The organism is Rhodococcus sp. FW305-130, from assembly GCF_058788335.1.
On record NZ_JBYTAP010000006.1, the window covers coordinates 125,367 to 143,662 of the forward strand.

At 62.6% G+C, this 18,296-nt stretch carries 17 protein-coding genes; 9 read left to right on the forward strand and 8 right to left on the reverse strand.

The window, feature by feature from the left end; all coding sequences use genetic code 11:
- Positions 1-30: 30 nt before the first annotated feature.
- Both AC3WQS_RS19795 and AC3WQS_RS19800 read right to left on the reverse strand, forming a co-directional pair.
- Positions 31-1,086: a BUD32 family EKC/KEOPS complex subunit gene (locus tag AC3WQS_RS19795; protein WP_060938523.1), complete on the reverse strand. Its 1,056-nt coding sequence runs from the start codon at positions 1,084-1,086 to the stop codon at positions 31-33.
- Positions 1,083-1,586, reverse strand: a complete 504-nt coding sequence (locus AC3WQS_RS19800; RefSeq protein WP_230091149.1) for a nuclear transport factor 2-like protein — start codon at positions 1,584-1,586, stop codon at positions 1,083-1,085. Before AC3WQS_RS19800 ends, AC3WQS_RS19795 begins: the two co-directional genes overlap by 4 nt.
- A 158-nt stretch (positions 1,587-1,744) precedes the next feature.
- Between AC3WQS_RS19800 and AC3WQS_RS19805 the strand changes: the two genes are divergently transcribed.
- Genes AC3WQS_RS19805 through AC3WQS_RS19815 form a run of 3 tightly spaced genes read left to right on the forward strand, consistent with a single transcriptional unit; the run spans position 1,745 to position 5,826 of the window.
- Complete coding sequence (locus tag AC3WQS_RS19805) at positions 1,745-2,365, forward strand: TetR/AcrR family transcriptional regulator (protein ID WP_492712339.1); 621 nt, start codon at positions 1,745-1,747, stop codon at positions 2,363-2,365.
- Positions 2,365-4,128 (forward strand): 3-oxosteroid 1-dehydrogenase, encoded by a 1,764-nt coding sequence (gene kstD, locus AC3WQS_RS19810; RefSeq protein WP_256064604.1) that lies wholly within the window; start codon positions 2,365-2,367, stop codon positions 4,126-4,128. The genes AC3WQS_RS19805 and kstD overlap by 1 nt, the downstream gene beginning before the upstream one ends.
- Before the next feature lie 15 nt (positions 4,129-4,143).
- The gene (locus tag AC3WQS_RS19815) at positions 4,144-5,826 is read left to right on the forward strand and encodes an ATP-binding cassette domain-containing protein (protein ID WP_020969548.1); all 1,683 of its coding nucleotides are present in this window, start codon (positions 4,144-4,146) and stop codon (positions 5,824-5,826) included.
- A gap of 17 nt (positions 5,827-5,843) precedes the next feature.
- Here AC3WQS_RS19815 and AC3WQS_RS19820 read toward each other — a convergent pair whose 3' ends face one another.
- Positions 5,844-6,491, reverse strand: coding sequence for a hypothetical protein (locus AC3WQS_RS19820; protein WP_030245609.1), 648 nt, complete (start codon positions 6,489-6,491; stop codon positions 5,844-5,846).
- A gap of 440 nt (positions 6,492-6,931) precedes the next feature.
- On the opposite strand from AC3WQS_RS19820, the gene AC3WQS_RS19825 reads away from it, so the two are divergent.
- Entirely contained in the window at positions 6,932-7,486 is a 555-nt protein-coding gene (locus AC3WQS_RS19825) for a LysM peptidoglycan-binding domain-containing protein (protein ID WP_019748325.1), read from the forward strand.
- 12 nt (positions 7,487-7,498) lie between these two features.
- Here the strand turns inward: AC3WQS_RS19825 and AC3WQS_RS19830 are convergent, their stop codons facing one another.
- The gene (locus tag AC3WQS_RS19830) at positions 7,499-8,230 is read right to left on the reverse strand and encodes a TetR/AcrR family transcriptional regulator (protein WP_492712343.1); all 732 of its coding nucleotides are present in this window, start codon (positions 8,228-8,230) and stop codon (positions 7,499-7,501) included.
- Positions 8,231-8,427: 197 nt separating this feature from the next.
- On the opposite strand from AC3WQS_RS19830, the gene AC3WQS_RS19835 reads away from it, so the two are divergent.
- From AC3WQS_RS19835 to AC3WQS_RS19850, 4 genes are read left to right on the forward strand one after another with little or no spacing between them, the layout of a single operon-like run.
- Positions 8,428-9,987 (forward strand): amino acid permease, encoded by a 1,560-nt coding sequence (locus tag AC3WQS_RS19835; RefSeq protein WP_042951823.1) that lies wholly within the window; start codon positions 8,428-8,430, stop codon positions 9,985-9,987.
- Positions 9,988-9,989: 2 nt separating this feature from the next.
- Complete coding sequence (locus AC3WQS_RS19840) at positions 9,990-10,823, forward strand: urea amidolyase associated protein UAAP1 (RefSeq protein WP_279218262.1); 834 nt, start codon at positions 9,990-9,992, stop codon at positions 10,821-10,823.
- Positions 10,820-11,473: an urea amidolyase associated protein UAAP2 gene (locus AC3WQS_RS19845; RefSeq protein WP_021332947.1), complete on the forward strand. Its 654-nt coding sequence runs from the start codon at positions 10,820-10,822 to the stop codon at positions 11,471-11,473. The genes AC3WQS_RS19840 and AC3WQS_RS19845 overlap by 4 nt, the downstream gene beginning before the upstream one ends.
- Positions 11,470-13,452 carry a 5-oxoprolinase/urea amidolyase family protein gene (locus AC3WQS_RS19850; protein WP_060938527.1) on the forward strand — a complete coding sequence of 661 codons (1,983 nt, stop codon included), beginning with the start codon at positions 11,470-11,472 and terminating at the stop codon, positions 13,450-13,452. The genes AC3WQS_RS19845 and AC3WQS_RS19850 overlap by 4 nt, the downstream gene beginning before the upstream one ends.
- Positions 13,453-13,567: 115 nt before the next feature.
- On the opposite strand, the gene AC3WQS_RS19855 is transcribed toward AC3WQS_RS19850, so the two are convergent.
- Genes AC3WQS_RS19855 through AC3WQS_RS19870 form a run of 4 tightly spaced genes read right to left on the reverse strand, consistent with a single transcriptional unit; the run spans position 13,568 to position 17,133 of the window.
- Positions 13,568-14,350: a Fic/DOC family protein gene (locus AC3WQS_RS19855; protein WP_021344194.1), complete on the reverse strand. Its 783-nt coding sequence runs from the start codon at positions 14,348-14,350 to the stop codon at positions 13,568-13,570.
- Positions 14,347-15,780, reverse strand: a complete 1,434-nt coding sequence (locus tag AC3WQS_RS19860) for a putative nucleotidyltransferase substrate binding domain-containing protein (RefSeq protein ID WP_223257836.1) — start codon at positions 15,778-15,780, stop codon at positions 14,347-14,349. The genes AC3WQS_RS19855 and AC3WQS_RS19860 overlap by 4 nt, the downstream gene beginning before the upstream one ends.
- Positions 15,781-15,829: 49 nt before the next feature.
- Complete coding sequence (locus tag AC3WQS_RS19865; protein ID WP_492712387.1) at positions 15,830-16,714, reverse strand: DUF5995 family protein; 885 nt, start codon at positions 16,712-16,714, stop codon at positions 15,830-15,832.
- Positions 16,715-16,767: 53 nt separating this feature from the next.
- Positions 16,768-17,133: a RidA family protein gene (locus AC3WQS_RS19870; RefSeq protein ID WP_019748335.1), complete on the reverse strand. Its 366-nt coding sequence runs from the start codon at positions 17,131-17,133 to the stop codon at positions 16,768-16,770.
- Positions 17,134-17,231: 98 nt separating this feature from the next.
- Here AC3WQS_RS19870 and AC3WQS_RS19875 point away from each other — a divergent pair, with 98 nt between their 5' ends.
- Complete coding sequence (locus AC3WQS_RS19875) at positions 17,232-18,269, forward strand: Rv2578c family radical SAM protein (protein WP_492712345.1); 1,038 nt, start codon at positions 17,232-17,234, stop codon at positions 18,267-18,269.
- Positions 18,270-18,296 lie beyond the last annotated feature (27 nt).

Consider the following 18,296-nt stretch of genomic DNA (forward strand, 5'->3'; position numbering starts at 1 on the left):
ACATGGACCCTGAGATGTGGAGACGGCAGTTCAGGGAAAACCCTGTCCTCGACCGGAAGTCGGAACTGCCGCGGCATGAGGGTAGGGCGCATCGAAGTCGCCGTCGAACAATCGCCAGTAGAAGTCGTTCATTCTCGCAGCGGCGGGCGCGTGCCGGGTCAAGATCGCGGCCACCTCCGGTGCCACATCACCTGGGACATGACCTGTGGCGCATCGTCGTACGTACTGGTTGCGGGCGACTGGTCCGCCGTGTTTCGGTCTCGGCACTCCGCAGACCTCGGTGACCAGCCAGTTGACCAGAAGCATGGCGGCGTAGTCGGCGTCATGGGTGGCATGGCGCCGGACGAAGTCATGTTCGGTAGTCGACAGGTCGAAGTGTGGGGATGTGGCCAGTCCGAAGTCGGTGAGGTAGATCCGCTCCATATCGGTGCGCATGTTGCCGAAATGGCCGTCCATGTGCAGCAACTGTCGATCGCGTAAGAACGCCACGATCTCCGAAAACTGTCGCTCGACTTCGGCAGCTTTGGCGGCCGGGTTGTCTTGCAGCCAATCCGAGATCGGGTGTGCGATGTACTCGCAGAACAGTACGAGGCTGCACGGCGCAGTGGCGAGTGCTTCGAGGCGGACCCGCGCTTCACTACTGGCGCAGGCGGTGGGAACGGAAGCGATGTCGGCGTGTTCGAGTGCAACCGGCGATCGACCGGGCAGCACCCGCCAGTGGTAAAGCATTGGGAACGACTGTGTTTCGCCGGCCAGAACGGCCTCTGTGACCATGACGTTCGCGGCCAGCTCTCGCCAGGCGTTGAAGCTCGGGCCCCCAATGCCGTACTGGCAGAACGTCGGCAAGTCGAAATGGTTGGAAGTAGAGCCCACGTCGGCGAGTTCCTGTTCGGTCAGTGGGATGCGTTTGGTGAAGACCGGAACGCTGTCGAACCTGTTTTCGCAGACACCGACGAGTCCTGCGGCGCCGCCCACGCCTACGCTCGAGACTCGAGCGGTGTCGACCAGTCGGGCCAGTTCGACATCGTTCCGGGAAGACAGGAATGCTGATAGTTTCCGGTGGCGGTCAATCCTGACGTCCGTCATTCCGCGACTGTGCCACAGGCTCGTCCGGCTTCGATTTCGCGGAGCCGTCTGTCGAAGTCACCGATTCTGGCGGTGTCCTCGTAGTAGTCCTCCTGCTCGACGATTCTTCCCCACTTGGTTCGAACGAGAAGCACTGTTCGATTTTGATAGATGACGGCGCCGTCCGGGCCACGGGCTCGGTCGTCGAATCGGGCGAGCAGTGTCATGCGCCAGAGCGGACCACCGAAATACGCTTCGGTGACCGCGCCTTGAAGCCCCGCGTCGACAAATTCCTGGAGAAACGTCTCGATTTGGTCCCGTCCGGCATGCACTCCTGCCCACCGATGATCACCCTCGGCGAATCTGAGCACCGCGTGGTGGTGATAGGAATTCAACAGCGGCCGGTAATTGCCGGAATTGAGTGCACGTACGTCGCGTCGGAACTTGAAGATGAGTGCTTTGCGCAGAAGTGATCGCGAGACGATCGCCGTTCCGAAGCCCGCCGCGAACCATCGTTTCATCTTCGAAGCTTGTCGTGGCATCGAATGCCCTGTCAACGAAATGCCGAGGTCTGCTGATATCTGACAGAGAATTGGATATTGACAGTGACTGTCACAATAGGTGAGACTCCCATTATCGAGAATGGCCGGATCTCGGCCGAGGCGGGAGGACGTTGCTGATGTCACTACGGGAGAGACAACGGTTGCAGGTGCGAGCAGACATTCAACGTGCGGCATTCGATCTGTTCGCGCGTGACGGTTTCGAGGATGTGACCACCGAGCAGATTGCGGCAGCAGCGGGGGTGTCGGCGAGTACGTACTTCCGGCACGTTCGTAACAAAGAGGATCTGCTGTTGGACCCGGTCAGGCAGGGCGGTGCCGGGATCGTGACACTGCTCGAGGATCGCCCGGCATCTCAGTCGGCTGATCTTGCGATCTCGCGGGCAATCCTCGAGCGTTCCAATGCTTTCGAGTCCGCGGAGATCGATCAGTGGCGAGCAGCGTTCCGCACCGCGCCGCACCTGATGGATCGAGTCGCTCTGATCGCGCCCGAGCATCGTGATCGGTTGGTGGAGTTGGTGGCACAACGAATGCAACTCGATCCTGAAAATGACAGCCGACCAGGACTACTCGTTCACTTGATGTTGGCGGCGGCGGAGTTCGGCTATCGGCAATGGATACGTAACCCCCAGAAGCGTGGGGCATCACTTCCCGTGTGCGTCGAGGGGGCACTCGACGCGGTTCAGGGATCCCGGTGGCGCACGCAGGATGACGATGACATGAAAGGTCGTGACCAGTGATGAACGAGAACTCTCGAAACTCCGAGCTCTCGGTAGTGGATGTACCAGCGGTGGATGTGATCGTTGTGGGATCGGGGGCTGCCGGCATGTCCGCAGCCATCACTGCAGCCCGCAACGGACTCTCGACAATTCTCGTGGAGAAGTCGGAGTACTGGGGCGGTTCGTCGTCCCGGTCCGGGGGCGGAGTGTGGATTCCGGGAAACTCGATACTTCGCCGCGAGGCGCCGGCGGATGATATCGACTCTGCGCGAACATATCTGAAGAGCATTGTCGGAGAGGATGCAGACACCGACCGTATCGACACGTATATCGATCGAGGCCCGGAAGCCCTCGATTTCCTGATTCGGCACTCTGCACTCGAGCTCGAATGGGTGAAGGGTTACTCCGACTACTTTCCCGAGGCACCTGGCGGACTTGCAAGCGGCCGCTCGTGCGAGCCGCGCCCGTTCGACGCGCGAGCTCTGGGCGACGATCTCGCGACCCTTCATCCGCCGTACATGAAGGTGCCGCTCAACATGGTTGTCCAACAATCTGATTACCGTTGGCTGAGCACGGGGGTTCGGCATTGGCGGGGGCCGGTGCGAATGCTTCGGGTGGGAATGAGATCCCTGGTCGCAAAAGCTCGGAAGAAGAAGCTGATCGGGCTCGGGCCGGCGCTCATGGCGGAACTGATGCTCGGAGTTCGGGACGCCGGAGTGACGGTCGAGCTCGGAACGAGGCTTGTGGATTTGGTTACCGACAATGATCGTGTCGTGGGTGCGCGACTCGAGTCCGGGGGAGTGCAGAGAACCATGCACGCTCGATGCGGTGTCATCCTCGCGTGCGGCGGGTTCGACAACAACGACGACATGCGAGGCGAGTATCAGCGCCGGCCGAGTAGTGCGCAGTGGACTCTCGGGGCGCCGACCAATACCGGAGACGGTATACGTGCAGCTCTACGCGTCGATGCGGCAATTTCGTACATGGACGACGCGTGGTGGGCCCCGTCGATTCCGCTGCCCAAAGGCCCGTGGTTCGCCTTGGCGGAACGCTCGTTGCCTCGAAGCCTGATGGTCAACGCCAGCGGTCAGCGCTTCATGAACGAGTCGCTTCCCTACGTCGAAGCCGCGCACGCCATGTTCGGCGGAAAGTACGGCCGAGGTGAAGGACCCGCTGAAAACATCCCCGCTTGGCTGATCTTCGATCAGACGTATCGTGACCGTTATCTGTTCGCGGGAGTGCCGGCGCGCAGGCCGATACCTCGGTCGTGGATCGAATCGGGTGCGATCGTGCGAGCTGGATCGATTGCCGAACTCGCTGCCGAGATCGGAGTGCCGGGCGATGCGCTGTCCGCGACCATCACACGATTCAACAGTCACGCGCGGGACGGAGTCGATCGCGACTTCGGCCGTGGGACAAGCAGATACGACCACTACTACGGCGACTGCACCAACAAGCCCAACCCCAGCCTCGGAGAACTCACGAAGGGTCCGTTCTATGCCGCGAAGATGGTGCCCGGAGACCTGGGGACCAAAGGCGGCATCAACACGGACGCTCGCGCGCGAGCGTTGCGCGCCGACGGTTCGGTCATCGACGGGCTCTACGCAGCAGGTAATACCAGCTCGCCGGTCATGGGTCATACCTATGCCGGTCCAGGTGCAACTATCGGTCCCGCAATGGTTTTCGGATATCTGGCGGCGCTCGATGCGGTCGGACGATCCCATGACGGTCGTGAACTCGACAGCGAAGGCAGGAATAATGGTTTGGCAGATCGCCGTGGGTAGGGTTCCCTTGAGAGCGTGACCCACCTCAACATCGCCGACGTCGACTACTTCCTTCCTGATGGTCGACAACTGCTCAGCGGTGTCAGCTTTCGGGTCGGAAACGGTGCAAAGACTGCACTGATCGGGCCCAACGGGACTGGTAAGACGACATTGCTTCGGATTGTCGCCGGAGACGCCGTCGCCGACGAGGGAGCTGTCACTCGATCCGGAACACTGGGCGTGATGCGGCAATTCGTCGGCCAGGTTCGCGACGAGTCCACCGTGCGCGATCTTCTGTTGTCCGTCTCTCCGGCGCGGATCCGGGATGCAGCACTGGCGCTCGATACGGCAGAAAACGCGATGATCGAGCGCGACGAGGAATCAACTCAAATGAAGTATTCGCATGCGCTGGCCGATTGGGCCGATGTGGGCGGCTACGAGACCGAAGACTTCTGGGACAAGGTCACTACCGCGGCTCTCGGTGTTCCTTATGACCGTGCGAAGTGGCGCGCGGCCAACTCGCTCAGCGGTGGCGAGCAGAAACGGTTGGTTCTCGAAGCACTGTTCGCTGGGCCCGACGACGCACTCCTGCTGGACGAGCCGGACAACTACCTCGATGTTCCGGGCAAGCGATGGCTGGAAAAGACGATCTCGGAATCGTCGAAAGTGGTTTTGTTCGTCAGCCACGACCGCGAACTGATCGCCAACGCGGCCACCCACATCGTGACGCTCGAGCCCGGAATCAGCGGCGCAACGTCGTGGACCCACGGCGCTGGGCTGGCCAGCTACCACCAGGCCCGCGAGGATCGCAACGCTCGATTCGAAGAACTGCGTCGACGCTGGGACGAGGAGCACGCGAAACTGCGTGCCCTGGTTCTGCGATTGCGTGAAAAGGCCAAGTTCAACGACGGCGTCGCTGCGCGGTATCACGCCTCGCAAACCAGGTTGGCGAAGTTCGAGGAGGCAGGGCCACCCGAAGCGATTCCACTTCAGCAGAAGGTGACAGTTCGGCTGGCGGGCGGGCGAACCGCCAAGCGCGCGTTGGTATGTCAGGATCTCGAGCTGACCGGATTGATGAAGCCTTTCGACACCGAGATCTGGTACGGAGATCGGGTTGCCGTGCTGGGCTCCAATGGATCCGGGAAGTCACATTTCCTTCGTCTCTTGGCGGGTGGTGGGACCGATCCGGGGACCGAGCATCTGCCCGTCGAGGCGCTCGACATCGCGCCGGTCGAGCACGGGGGTACTGCGACGCTGGGTGCCCGGGTACGTCCCGGATTGTTTGCGCAGACCCATTCCAGGCCTGATCTGACCGGGAACACGCTGCTCGAGATCCTGCACATGGGCGACGAACACCGAAACGGAATGGGGCGTGAAGCGGCGAGCCGCGCGCTCGACCGTTACGGATTGTCCCAAGCAGCCGAACAGAAGTACGACGACCTGTCCGGCGGACAGCAGGCGCGCCTGCAGATTCTGCTCCTCGAGCTTTCCGGCGCCACGATGTTGCTGCTCGACGAGCCGACAGACAACCTCGACCTTCATTCGGCTGACGCGCTCGAACAGGGCATCGCACAGTTTGCCGGCACCGTCATCTCGGTAACCCACGATCGTTGGTTCGCGCGCGGGTTCGACAGGTTCCTGGTATTCGGATCGGACGGGAACGTGTACGAGAGCGAGTCTCCGGTGTGGGACGAGGCCAGGGTCGAACGAGCGCGCTGAGATCGAGTAGCCGCTTGCTATCTGGGGAGTGGCGGCAACTCGTTGATCATCGCGCGCAAGAGGCCCGGATCGCTGCGATCCGATCGAGGTGGGGGACAGCGCGAAAGATCGAGCAGTGTCGGGAAGCCCCACAGAACGCGACCTGGATCCACCCTGTCCACCGCCGAGTACCAGTGGGTGAGCGGCTCGGCGAGCGCCGCGTGAAGCTCGAAATGCCGTCGTCGGCGGCTGGGGTCTCCTTCGCGCTGCAGTCGAAGTTGCTTCGGTGACGGTATCGAGATGACGGTCAGATCCGCGAGACCCAGTTCGAGGCGCGTAAAAGCCGTCTCGACTGCCTCGAGCTCGTACTCGAATCGCTCCCGAGGTGCGGCGCCCACCGCGGCGAGACACCAGCTGTAGTGCAGTTTCAGCGGGTCGCTGTCGCAGAGCGCGATCCCGGTTCTCGATTCGAGTTCTTCCGCTTGCGACCATCGCTTCGAATTGACGGTTGCCCAGTAACTTGCCTGGACGTCGAGATCCGTGCCGTCCGGCTCGCGCCCCGTGGGCTGATACTCGGCGACGAATCCTTCCGCTGCCGTTTGTCCACCGAGTTGGGTTCGGCACCAGGTGGTCTTGCCGGCGGCGCTGGGTCCTTCTACTGCGACGATCACCAGTTCATTCTCCATAATGATTGGGGCGGTTGGTTTTTGCTCGTTGCCAGGACTCTCTTAACATCTGAATGGGGCTGTTTTGCGTTCCGACACGGCCTGTTTCGGTGCGGTGGGTCACAAAATGGCAGTGACGGTTGCCACATAACGGACGGATAACGATCGGTATGGTTGAAGCTCGAATCAACTAGTTGACCTGTGGTTATTTCTTGAATCTCGACTGAATCTGGTACGGCAGTGCCGGAAAACTGCCCCGTGACCAATCCGTGACCATCGCCTACGGTCGTTGACAGCCCGAAACTACCGGGCAAACACCGACCCGCAACTGCGTGCTTCTGCCCCGCGGGTCCGGTACTCCCGAAACCTTCGCGGGGCAGGAGTGAAACAGACGAGTCGATCGACGAGACGTGAAAGCGTCCGGGCCGACCTCGTCCGCGGTAGCGGAGAGGATTTACCCAATGACCAGCATCACCTTCAAGCGCGCCCTCGGCGCAGTTGCAACCGCAGGCGCAGTCGTCGCAATCCCGCTCGCCATGAGCACCGGCACCGCTTCGGCAGCCGGCCACGACTGGTCCGGAGTCGCAAACTGCGAGTCCTCCGGTAACTGGGCCGCCAACACCGGAAACGGCTTCTACGGCGGACTGCAGTTCACGCAGAGCACCTGGAACGCGTTCGGTGGATCGGGCAACGCTGCCAACGCCAGCCAGTCTGAGCAGATCCGTGTCGCCGAGAACGTTCTCGCAGGCCAGGGCGTCGGCGCATGGCCCGTCTGCGGTCAGTACCTGACCACCGGCACCACCGCAGGCAACTACGAGGCCGCAGCAGCCCCCGTCACCGCTGAGGCTTCCGTCGAGTCGGCTCCGGCAGCAAGCACCGGAAGCGGCAACTACGTGGTCAAGGCAGGCGACACCCTGTCGAAGATCGCTGCTGCACACGGCATCTCGCTCGAGAACCTCGCCAGCCAGGTCCCGAACATCAACCTGATCTTCCCGGGACAGTCCCTCTCGGTCTAGTCTCGTGGCCGTTTAGGTCCTCATTGCGTCGAAATTGTCCGGAGCTGATGCAGCCCCGGACAATTTCGGCTTTTCTGCGTTCGCAATGAGCTCTGCCGCTTCCGTGTGGATGGGATCAAGATCCTGGCGCCACCCCAGAATGTGCAGTGCCGACCCGGCGATGACGGCGGCGTTGGGGATCGGGGTGCCTTCGACTGCGTCGGCTCGCGCGCTGATCACGCTTTCTACCAGGCGAAACGGAAGCTCGGCCAGGTGAGTTGATGCTGGATCGTCAATCGCGTCGAGCACTGCCTGGGCGAGGGCCCGGTATTGCTCGCGAAGCCGATCGCGATCGGCTCGGAACGACATGAACCTGTCGCTTCTCAGTTCCGGCAAGAGATAGAGGACGCCGAGGTTCCACCGTCCGGTGATCAGTTGGGCCGCGTCGATGTACGAAAGCGCGTACAGCTTCACCTCGGGTGAGGTGCCGCGTGGCCTGAGATTCTCCGCGAAGTCGAGCGCCGGAGTCACGGTGTCGGCGAGCAGTGCAACCAGGATGTCGTCCTTGGTGGCGAAATGGTTGTACAGCGACGCCTGACGCATTCCGACTGCTTCGGCGATGTGGCGTGTCGACGTCGCGGCGAAGCCTCGGGTGGTGAACAGTTCAGCGGCTGCATCCAAGATCTCCGCCCGGGCAGTCCCACCCGGGCGTCGGCGAGCGGTCAGGCGGGGTCGTCCGGGGCCGGCGTTGGTCACGCCTTCCATAGTGGCAGGCTCTGGCCTTACATGCGGGGTGGCCGTCGCTGTGAGCATTCGGTCACGTGCTCGAAACGTACTCAACGAGCCTGTTACAGAATCAGGCGAATCGTATACGCGGGCGTCACCTGCGGCGAGTGGATTTCGCGAAAACTATCAATCGACAGTTATTCGCCTCTGAATCGCTTCGCCGAAGGAGTACGCCGTTGAGTGCAACCACCCCGGCTGCGCAGCCCACCACCGCATCCGCACTCGCCTCTTCGCCTCACGACGACGGTGACCTCGCGGAGTTCGGCTACGAGCAGCAGCTGCATCGATCGCTGGGAAAGTTCGCGTCGTTCGCCGCGGGCTTCTCCTTCGTTTCCATCCTGACCACGATCTTTCAATTGTTCGGCCTCGGTTTCGGTTTCGCGGGTCCGGCGTTCTTCTGGACCTGGCCCGTCGTCTTCATCGGTCAGTTCATGGTTGCTCTCAACTTCGCGGAACTTGCTGCCAGATATCCGATTTCGGGCGCCATCTACCAGTGGTCGCGGCGGATGGGTGGTGAAATCGTCGGCTGGTTCGCCGGTTGGTTCATGATTCTCGCTCAGATCGTCACCGCGTCCGCCGCCGCGATCGCCTTGCAGGTCGTGCTCCCCAATGTGTGGAGCGGGTTCCAGATCATCGGCGAGGACAGTGCACTCACCTCCTCGAGCGGTGCTGCCAATGCCGTACTGCTCGGTTCGGTACTTCTGGTTCTGACCACCTTCATCAACTGCATCGGCGTCAATTGGATGTCGCGTATCAACAACATCGGCGTGACCTGCGAAATCGTCGGTGTCATCGCGGTGATCGGGATGTTCTTCACCCACGCTCAGCGCGGACCGGACGTCGTCTTCGACACCGGCAGTGCCGGCGGTCAGCCCGGATACGCCTGGGCGTGGATCATGTCCGGACTGATGGCTGCCTACGTCATGGTCGGCTTCGGTTCGGCAGGCGAACTGGCCGAGGAGACCCGCAACCCCCGACGCGTCGCACCTCGTACGATCCGCCTTGCACTCTCCGCTTCCGCGCTCGGCGGCGGCTTGATGATCCTCGGCGCGTTGATGGCAGCGCCCTCACTGACCGACGGACGCCTGGCCACGGAAGGTTTGCCGTACGTACTGACCTCTATTCTGAGTTCGCCGTGGGGCACGGTCTTGTTGATCGACGTCTCGATCGCAGTGTTCGTGTGCACCTTGGCCATTCAGACTGCTGCTTCACGGCTGATGTTCTCCATGGCCCGCGACGGGCGGCTTCCTGCCTCGCAGGTACTGGCAAAGGTCAACCCCCGCACCGGAACACCTATCGCGCCGTCCGTCCTCATCGGTCTGGTCTGCATTGCCGTCCTGGCCGTCAACGTAGGCAACTCGGCAATTTTCGCAACCCTGTCCAGCGTATGCATCATCTTGATCTACTTGGCCTACCTCATGGTGACGGTGCCGCTGCTGGTTCAGCGTCTCAAGGGATGGCCTCGCACGGCAGTCGGCCCCAAGTTCGACGCCGAAGGCAAAAAGCTTTTCTCCCTGGGCATCTGGGGAGTTCCGGTCAACATCGCCGCGGTTGTGTACGGCGCGCTGATGGTGATCAACCTGTCCTGGCCACGAGCCGAGATCTTCAACCCCACCGGGGAGTACCCCATTCTGCAGTGGGCCGCGCCCATCACGGTAGCGCTGGTCGTGGGGCTGGGAGTCGCTTGCTTCCCACGTGGCCGCGCCACCCCGAATCCCGTCACGATCGGAGCCTGACCATGAGTACTCAGACCACCGCCGGAGCGCGCGAGCATGCCCGGTCCCAGGCCGGAACGATCACAGATTCCATGCCGGTGTTGCCGGCCACCCGCTGGCCGAACCCGCCCGCGGACGTCGCTTCCGAGAGTCTGACCTGGGCTGAAACAGTGCCGGGTGGGCGATACACGACCAAGGTTCTCGCCCGTGGAACCCGATTACGACTTCGCGACATCGTCGGCAGCGCCTGTGCAAACATCTTGCTCTACCGCGCCGACGCCCCCTGGGAGCGTCTCAACGTCGCCGATACCGTCAAGGTGCCATGGCAGGCCTATCTCGGTGTCGGGCACCCGTTGCTCTCCGATCAGGGGCGAGTACTCGCGACGGTGGTCGCCGACACGTCGGGTCACCACGACGCGTTCTGCGGAACGACGTCACGCGCTACCAACGAGGCGAAGTACGGGCAGGGTTCGCTGCACAGTGCCTCACCCGCCGGTCGTGAACTGTTCACCGTCGCTGCCGCGAAGAACGGACTCGGGCCGCAGGACATTGCGCCGCCGTTGTCCTTCTTCCATGGTGTCCGCGTCGAGGCGGACGGCGCTCTCACCAGTACGGGTTCCGCCGGCGCCGGCGCGACGGTCGACCTTCTGATCCACCTGCCGGTCATCGTGATGATCGCCAACACCGCGCACCCACTCGATCCGGCGCTGGAGTTTCCCACCACGTCCCTCGAAGTGCTCGCGTGGAACGCGGCCGACGAACTCGGCAGCCTTGACGATCTCGGGCCGGAATACCAACGCGCAGTGCTCAATACCGAAGACGCCTGGACGGCTTCGAACCTGGAGGAGATCGCATGACCACCACCTTGGATGTCCCCGCCCTCGTTCCCGGAACGGTGATCCTCGACGAGATTGCTGACGCGTTCGGGCCGTGGTCCGCAGTTGTCCGCGCCGGCGACGTCCTGACAATCGTCGATCTGCACGGAAATCAAGCCGTCGACACACTCGTCTTTGCCGGTGACGATCACAGCGTTCGGTACTCGGCAGCAGCGACGGTCACAGCGCAGCAGAATCTGTTTCTGACCACAGGATCCGTGCTCCGAAGTGACGACGGAACTCCACTCATGACCCTGGTCGCGGACGAGGTCGGAAACCACGACACCGTCGGCGGAGCGTGCTCACAGGAATCGAACACCCTGCGATACGGCCACCACACCAAGCATCAGCACGCGTGCGTAGAGAACTTCCTCGTCGAGGGCGCAAAATGGGGGCTCGGCAAGCGGGACCTGGTGTCCAACATCAACTTCTTCATGAACGTCCCGGTCGACCCCGACGGCACACTCGGAATCGTCGACGGACTGTCTGCGCCAGGCAAGCGGCTCGCGTTGCGTGCCGAACGCGACGCGCTCGTCCTCGTGTCCAACTGCCCGCAGATCAACAACCCGTGCAACGGCTTCGATCCGACGGCCGTCCGCATGATCGTCACACGGCCGGAGGCAGACGAATGAACGCAAAACTGACCATCGTGCGTCCCGGAATGTTGACGACGGTTCAGGACTATCCAGGGCGCGTCGGGTACTGGCAGATCGGTGTCCCACCGTCGGGCCCGATGGACGACCTGTCGTTTCGGTTGGGAAACACCGCACTCGGAAATCCCGAAGGCGCACCCGGCATCGAATGCGCGATGGCCGGACCTGCGATGACGTTCGACGAGGACACCACGGTGTGCGTCACGGGCGCTCCGGTGTCTGTGACCGTCGACGGCATCGCCCACGGTCAGTGGCGTCCTGTTTTCGTCCCCGCTGGAGCGGTGCTCGACGTCGGGACGCTCAGCGGCCCAGGACTGCGCATCTACGTACTCGTACAGGGCGGAATCGAGACCGACGACTATCTCGGCAGTGCGTCGACCTTCACCCTGGGCAGGTTCGGTGGACACGAAGGTAGGACTTTGCGGGCGGGGGACGTTCTCAAACTCGGACAGGCGACCGGGGCAGCGGGAGGTGTTCCTGCCGAGCATGTTCCGGCGATACACACGTGCTGGGAACTTGCGGTGACCGAGGGCCCGCACGGGGCGCCGGAGTTCTTCACCCGCTCCGACATCGACACGCTGTACGCGACCGAGTACGAGGTCCACTTCAACTCCGACCGCACCGGAGTCCGGTTGATCGGTCCGAAACCTGACTGGGCCAGAACCACCGGCGGCGAAGCGGGACTTCACCCTTCGAACATCCACGACAACGCGTATTCGATCGGTGCACTCGACTTCACCGGCGACACGCCCATCCTCCTCGGACCCGACGGACCGAGCCTCGGCGGCTTCGTCTGCCCGATCACGGTGGTGTCTGCTGATCGCTGGAAGCTTGGACAGTTGGCTCCCGGGAACAAGATTCGCTTCGTGCCGGTCCGCGCCGACCGGGCAGCCTCCCGCCGTGACCTCGGAGTATCGCGTCGAGCGTCCAATTCGGTTGTGCATTCCTCCGGTGGTGACGGCGACGACGGCGTCATAGCCCGCCGTGACGGCGACACCGCGGTCACGTACCGGCGCTCAGGCGATGACAATGTGTTGGTCGAATACGGCGACATGAATCTCGACCTGGCGTTACGTGCGCGTGCACATGCACTGCATCAGCGACTCGAAGCCGAGAAGCCGGCCGGACTACTCGATCTCACCCCGGGAATCCGTAGCCTGCAGGTCCGCGTCGACCCAGACGTGCTGCCCGTCGGCAAACTGATGGGAATGCTCGCCGAGGCGGAGGACACCTTGCCTGCGGCCAACGAACTCGTTGTGCCCAGTCGCACTGTGCGGATGCCACTGTCGTGGGACGACCCGGCTACGCGCGAAGCGATCCAGCGGTACATGCACGGAGTGCGCGCAGACGCGCCGTGGTGCCCGTGGAACATCGAGTTCATCCGCCGGATGAACGGTCTCGAATCCGTGAACGACGTGTTCGACACCGTTTTCGGCGCAGAATACATGGTGCTCGGGCTCGGCGACGTCTACCTCGGAGCTCCGGTCGCGACGCCGCTCGACCCACGTCATCGCCTTGTCACGACCAAGTACAACCCCGCCCGCACCTGGACCCCCGAAAACGCCGTCGGGATCGGTGGGGCTTACCTCTGCATCTACGGCATGGAAGGCCCGGGCGGGTACCAGTTCGTCGGGCGTACGACGCAGGTGTGGAATCACCGCCACCCCGCGAAGTCGGGCCCGTTCGAGGAGGGCACTCCCTGGTTGCTGCGATTTTTCGACCGGATCTCCTGGTACCCCGTCGAGCCGGAAGAGCTGATGGATCTGCGCGCGGACACTGCGGCCGGCCGCGGCGGGGGAGTCGAGATCGAGGACGGCAGCTTCTCGCTGGCTGAGCATCAGGAGTTCCTCGCGTCGAACTCGCGCTCGATCGAGGAGTTCCGCGCGATGCAGTCCGTCGCATTCGGAGCCGAGCGTCAGCGCTGGTCCGACGCAGGAGAGTTCGCGCTGCCCGGTTGATGGTCGAGTGAGCACCCTTTTCTTCGAGTGAGCACCGCTTCCAGCGTGTCGGAAGCGGTGCTCACTCAGCAGTAACGGTGTTCAGTCCGCCTGGAACGGGCAGCAGATGTTTGCGTCAGCGAGTCAGAGCGCGATTGAACAGATCGATGAACGGGCGAGGCGACGGGGTCCCGGTGGGCCGGAAAGGCGCAGAATCCCTGGACGCGGATACCCACTCGGTTCTGCTCACCCGCGACAAGTCGAGCTGATATCGGGTGTCGGCGGCGAGTCGGTGCAGGAAGAGTGTTCCGGTTCGCCCGTTTCCTTCCCGAAACGGGTGGGCATGATTGAGCGTCGAGTACACCGATGCGAGCGCGAACGACGCAGCGCCGTGATCGAGCGCTACCCAATCGACGGCGGCGATGATCTCTTCCACCTCGGACAGGTAGTTCCGAATCGCCGAGACCGGAGCAAACGTTGCCGCACCTTTCCTGATGTCGACGGTTCTGATGTGTCCGGCCCACTGGTACAGATCTTGGAAAACGTGCTGGTGAAGTAGGAGAAGTTCGGCTGTGTCTCGCGTGTGCGGTACGAGGTCGCCGCCGAGATGCGCCTCACCCAGACGAAGCGCGGTCGCCGCGAACTCGAGTGATTGCAGTGCGGCGGGATCTCGCACGTCGAAATTGTTCTCGAGCACCGATGTACCGCGATAGACGTACGGCGCTGATCTTCGCCAGCGGATCCGCGGGGGAATTGGTGACGACAGGCCGACGGCTCGCGCCAACTCCTGCTCGAAATACTCACGCCGAGAAAGCATCCCGATCATGACGGCCTCGAGTTCCGCGATCTGCTCGTTACTCGGATCCCAGCCTTCGAGGCGCTCCGCCGCCAGAACCTGTTCGAGCGCAGTGCGATTCACGGGTCGATGTCGGGTAGCGCCGACGCGGACGCGGCATATTCGAGTCGTCGTTGCACACCTGCGACCTCGCGCACTGCATTGCTCAGCAAGCTCCGCGAGAGCGGAGTGAGTTCGGAGATCACGACTTCGTCGGTCGGTGGCCGACCTGCCGCGAACTGATCGGTCTGGTGGCGGACACGAATCTGCTGCAACACCTCGAAAGATTCGATCAGTACCTGGGCGTCGTCGTCGAGTAGGAAACCGCTTCCCGCCGCAGCCTTGAGGCGTTCGAGTGTCGAACTCGTGCGGGCGCCCACGGAAATCCCCGCCCATCGAGCGATGTTCACGATCGGTTGGACGGCGCTGGCTTTGAGGTCGACGGTTCCGGTCCGACGCGTCATCACGTCCTTGAACGAATGGAGCTTTGCCTTGTCGCCGACCGCTTCGCGAAGGAGCAGTCGCATGACGGCCGGGTGCAGTCGCAGTTGATCCAACGCCGCAGGGCGAGGATCCAACGCCGGATCGCCTGCGACGACGCGGGCATCCGCCAGCATCGACAACATGACCAGGGCTTGGTCCTGGTACGGATTGGATACCCATTTCCGCAGCGCAGTGCGCCATTGTGGGAGCGTCCGAGCAAACCTGGCCTGGGTCGCGACGGCGTTCTTGGTGTCGCGAGGGAACCCGCAGAGATCGAGGATGTCGTGGATGGTCTTCGCGGCGTCGGCTCCCTCGTGATGTGATTCGCCGCCCCACACCAGCGCACTGTCGATATCCGAAGAGGGGAGCGCTTCACGCCTGGCGACGCTGCCGAGCGACAGCCACGCGAAATCCGGTCGCTCGTCTCCGCCCACCACCAATTCGATGGCTCGCCTGACCGTCACGTCGATCAGCACGGCCAGCGTCGCGCCGATGTCGAGCGGTGAGACCCGTGAGGCCACCAATTCCGTCACCAGAACAGGGACCGCGCGGGCTGTTTCGACGAGGTGGGCGTCGTCCTGTGCTGTGGCGAGCGCTGCGCGCAGTTCGAAACCCTGATTGGTGGCCGAAGTCAGGAGGTCGCTGAGTTCGAGCACACCCATCAGTGCGCCTGCCTCGGTCACGACCGGGAGATGGCGCAATCCGTACTCGAGCATGTCGGTCACGGCGTCGGCGCCCAATCGATCCGGATCGACTGTCACTGCTGACGGCGTCATCACTGTTGATACCGGCTGATTGCTGTCGATACCACCGACTACCACGCGAGCGCGTAGGTCACCTTCGGTGAAGATTCCGAAACCGCTTGTCTCCGTCGGGATCACAACAGCACGGCGGCCCGCATCGGTCATCAACTTCGCGGCCTCGCGGATGGTTGCCTGGCCGTCGCAGACAATTGCGGGCCCGCGCAACAGGTCTCGCACCCGGCGCATGGCGGGACTCTGGATGCCTTGCCCCGCCGAGTGCCCCGTCATGGGGTCATTGTCGCAGGTGTGTCCGTTTCAGGCAGCGGAGGGTGAGATGTCAGAGACCGCCGAGTCGCGAGAGTACGTCGAGAGCGGAATCCGTAGTACGCCAGAGTGCGTCGATCTCCTGTTCTGCGCCCGGACGTGTCTGCGGATTCTGGAGGGCGAATCCGTTGGCCAGTGTGATGGTGTTGTATCCGCTGTCGGCGGCGCGGAGCAGCAGTTCCGAGGGCTGCGAGTTTCCGGCCAATCGGTCGAGTCCTTCGCCGACGAAGTAGAACCGCCAGAGCGGCCCCAGATCGGCGTCGTACTCGGCCTTGGTGAGGGTCACGATCGAACCACCCTTGACGGCAATGGAATCGACGATCTTGTAGAAATCGGTGACATCCTCCGCAGTGGTTCCGGACGTGGCGACGGCGTGAGCGAGGTCGACGGTGAGATGCGCGTTGTAGCCGGCCATGGCAACCCGTGCTGGACTGGCGTCGCACTGACGTGTCAGGGCGAAGTAGTTGGTCCACGCCGGATCGGTGGGAGTATCGGTGAACTCCGCATGGACGTTCACCAGGTACCTGCGCAGCAAGTCGAAGCTGACGGAATGGGCCCACTCGTCATCGGCGAAGGCTGCAGGGTCTCGCTGAAGAGGCATCACCGCCTCGTGTTCGACAGCGTCGAGGCCGATGGAGAACAAGCCTCGCCAATCGTGGTGTGAGACGAGGATCGACGTGATCTCACGATGACGTTCGACAGCGGTCTCGAGCCGAGGCAGTCCGGCACCGTTCAGCGTCGTGACGTCGCTGAGTTCGGCAATCCGGCCCACCTCGGCATTGCTCAACTGGCTGCCGCAAGCCGTCGAAAGACTCTCGCCCGGATCTGCGAGTGCAGAACCGGGCGAGAGGAAAGCGGCGGTGATGCCGAGCGCGAGCGTCAACGGATACAGCCGCATCGGTTTCATCGGCTCAGACTAGGCGCCCATTTCACAAATGTCCGGATTGGCGATCAGCTGAGAACCGCGTCGGCCTCGATCTCGATGAGCAGAGCGGGGTCGATCAGCGAGCTGACCTCGAGGATGGTCGTGGCGGGACGAATCTCGCCGAACACTTCACCGTGCGCGAGAGCGGCCTGCTCCCACTGCGTCATGTCGCGCAGGTACATGCGAGTGCGGATGACGTCGTCGAGCGAGGCGCCGGCCTCGGCAAGTGCTGCCTTGATAGTTTCGAGCGCTGCGCGGGTCTGATCTGTGAGGGTCTCACCAGGAGCGGTGGTGCCAGAGACTGCGATCTGGTTACCGATGCGCACGGCACGGGAGTAACCGATCTTGGGTTCCCATTCGGAACCGGACGAAATATTGATTCTGTTCGACATGCACCGAATTCTGCCAACAACTTCCCGGCCGTGGTGAGGCACGGTCGGGTATTCGCTCCATCTTGACATACCTTAGAACAAGTGTTCGACTTGGGGCCATGAGGTGGTCGGGTCAGGCATTGGATGCAGATGACGGAGCGCTACCCGGACTCGAACGGGCCGGGTTGGTTCGCTCCGTGCAGACTCCCGAGTTCGAGGGAATCACGTTTCACGAGGTGCTCTGCAAGAGCGCGCTCAACAAGATGCCCGAAGAGTCGACGTTGCCGTTCAGCTTCACCCTCAACGCTTTTCGTGGTTGCTCGCACGCATGCCGATATTGCTTCGCGAGACCGAGTCACGAGTACCTCGACCTCGACGCCGGCGCGGATTTCGATTCCCAAGTGGTCGTGAAGACGAACATTGCCGCGGTGCTCCGCAAGGAATTGGCGCGAAAGTCCTGGAAACGGGAGGCAGTGGCACTGGGTACCAACACTGATCCTTATCAGCGAGCCGAGGGCCGATACCGCTTGATGCCCGGCATTATTCGCGCGTTGACCGAATCGGGAACTCCCTTCTCGATCTTGACGAAGGGAACTCTGCTCCGACGGGACCTGCCGCTGTTGAAAATGGCGGCGGCGCAGGTCGACGTCGGAATCGGAGTGTCATTGGCGATCAACGACGCTGCACTTCAGAAGCAGATCGAGCCTGGTACCCCGTCACCGCGGGCGCGTCTCGAGATGATCCGGGCCATCACCGACGCGGGATTCTCGTGCAATGTCATGGTGGCGCCGGTCATTCCGTTCCTCACCGATTCCACCAGTCACCTCGACGGTCTGTTCGAGGCACTGTCCGAAGCCGGTGCGACGAGTGTGACGGTCTTCCCGATGCACCTGCGGGGGAGTACTCGGGGTTGGTTCATGAATTGGCTTGCTCAGGAACATCCGGCACTCATCCGTCGCTACCGCGAGCTGTACGGGCGGGGTGCGTATGTCACTCCCGAATACAAGCGTTGGCTCGCAAGCCGTGTCGAGCCATTGATCGAGCGTCATGGGTTGGGTGGTCGTTCGGAGCATCGAGACGTCAGTGCGGCTGGCAGTGAACCGCGTGAGGCGCCTCGGGAACTGGTGGGTGCGGGAGCAGCTCTCACTTTGTTCTGACGGCCGCGGGCGCGTAAATCGGAGGCG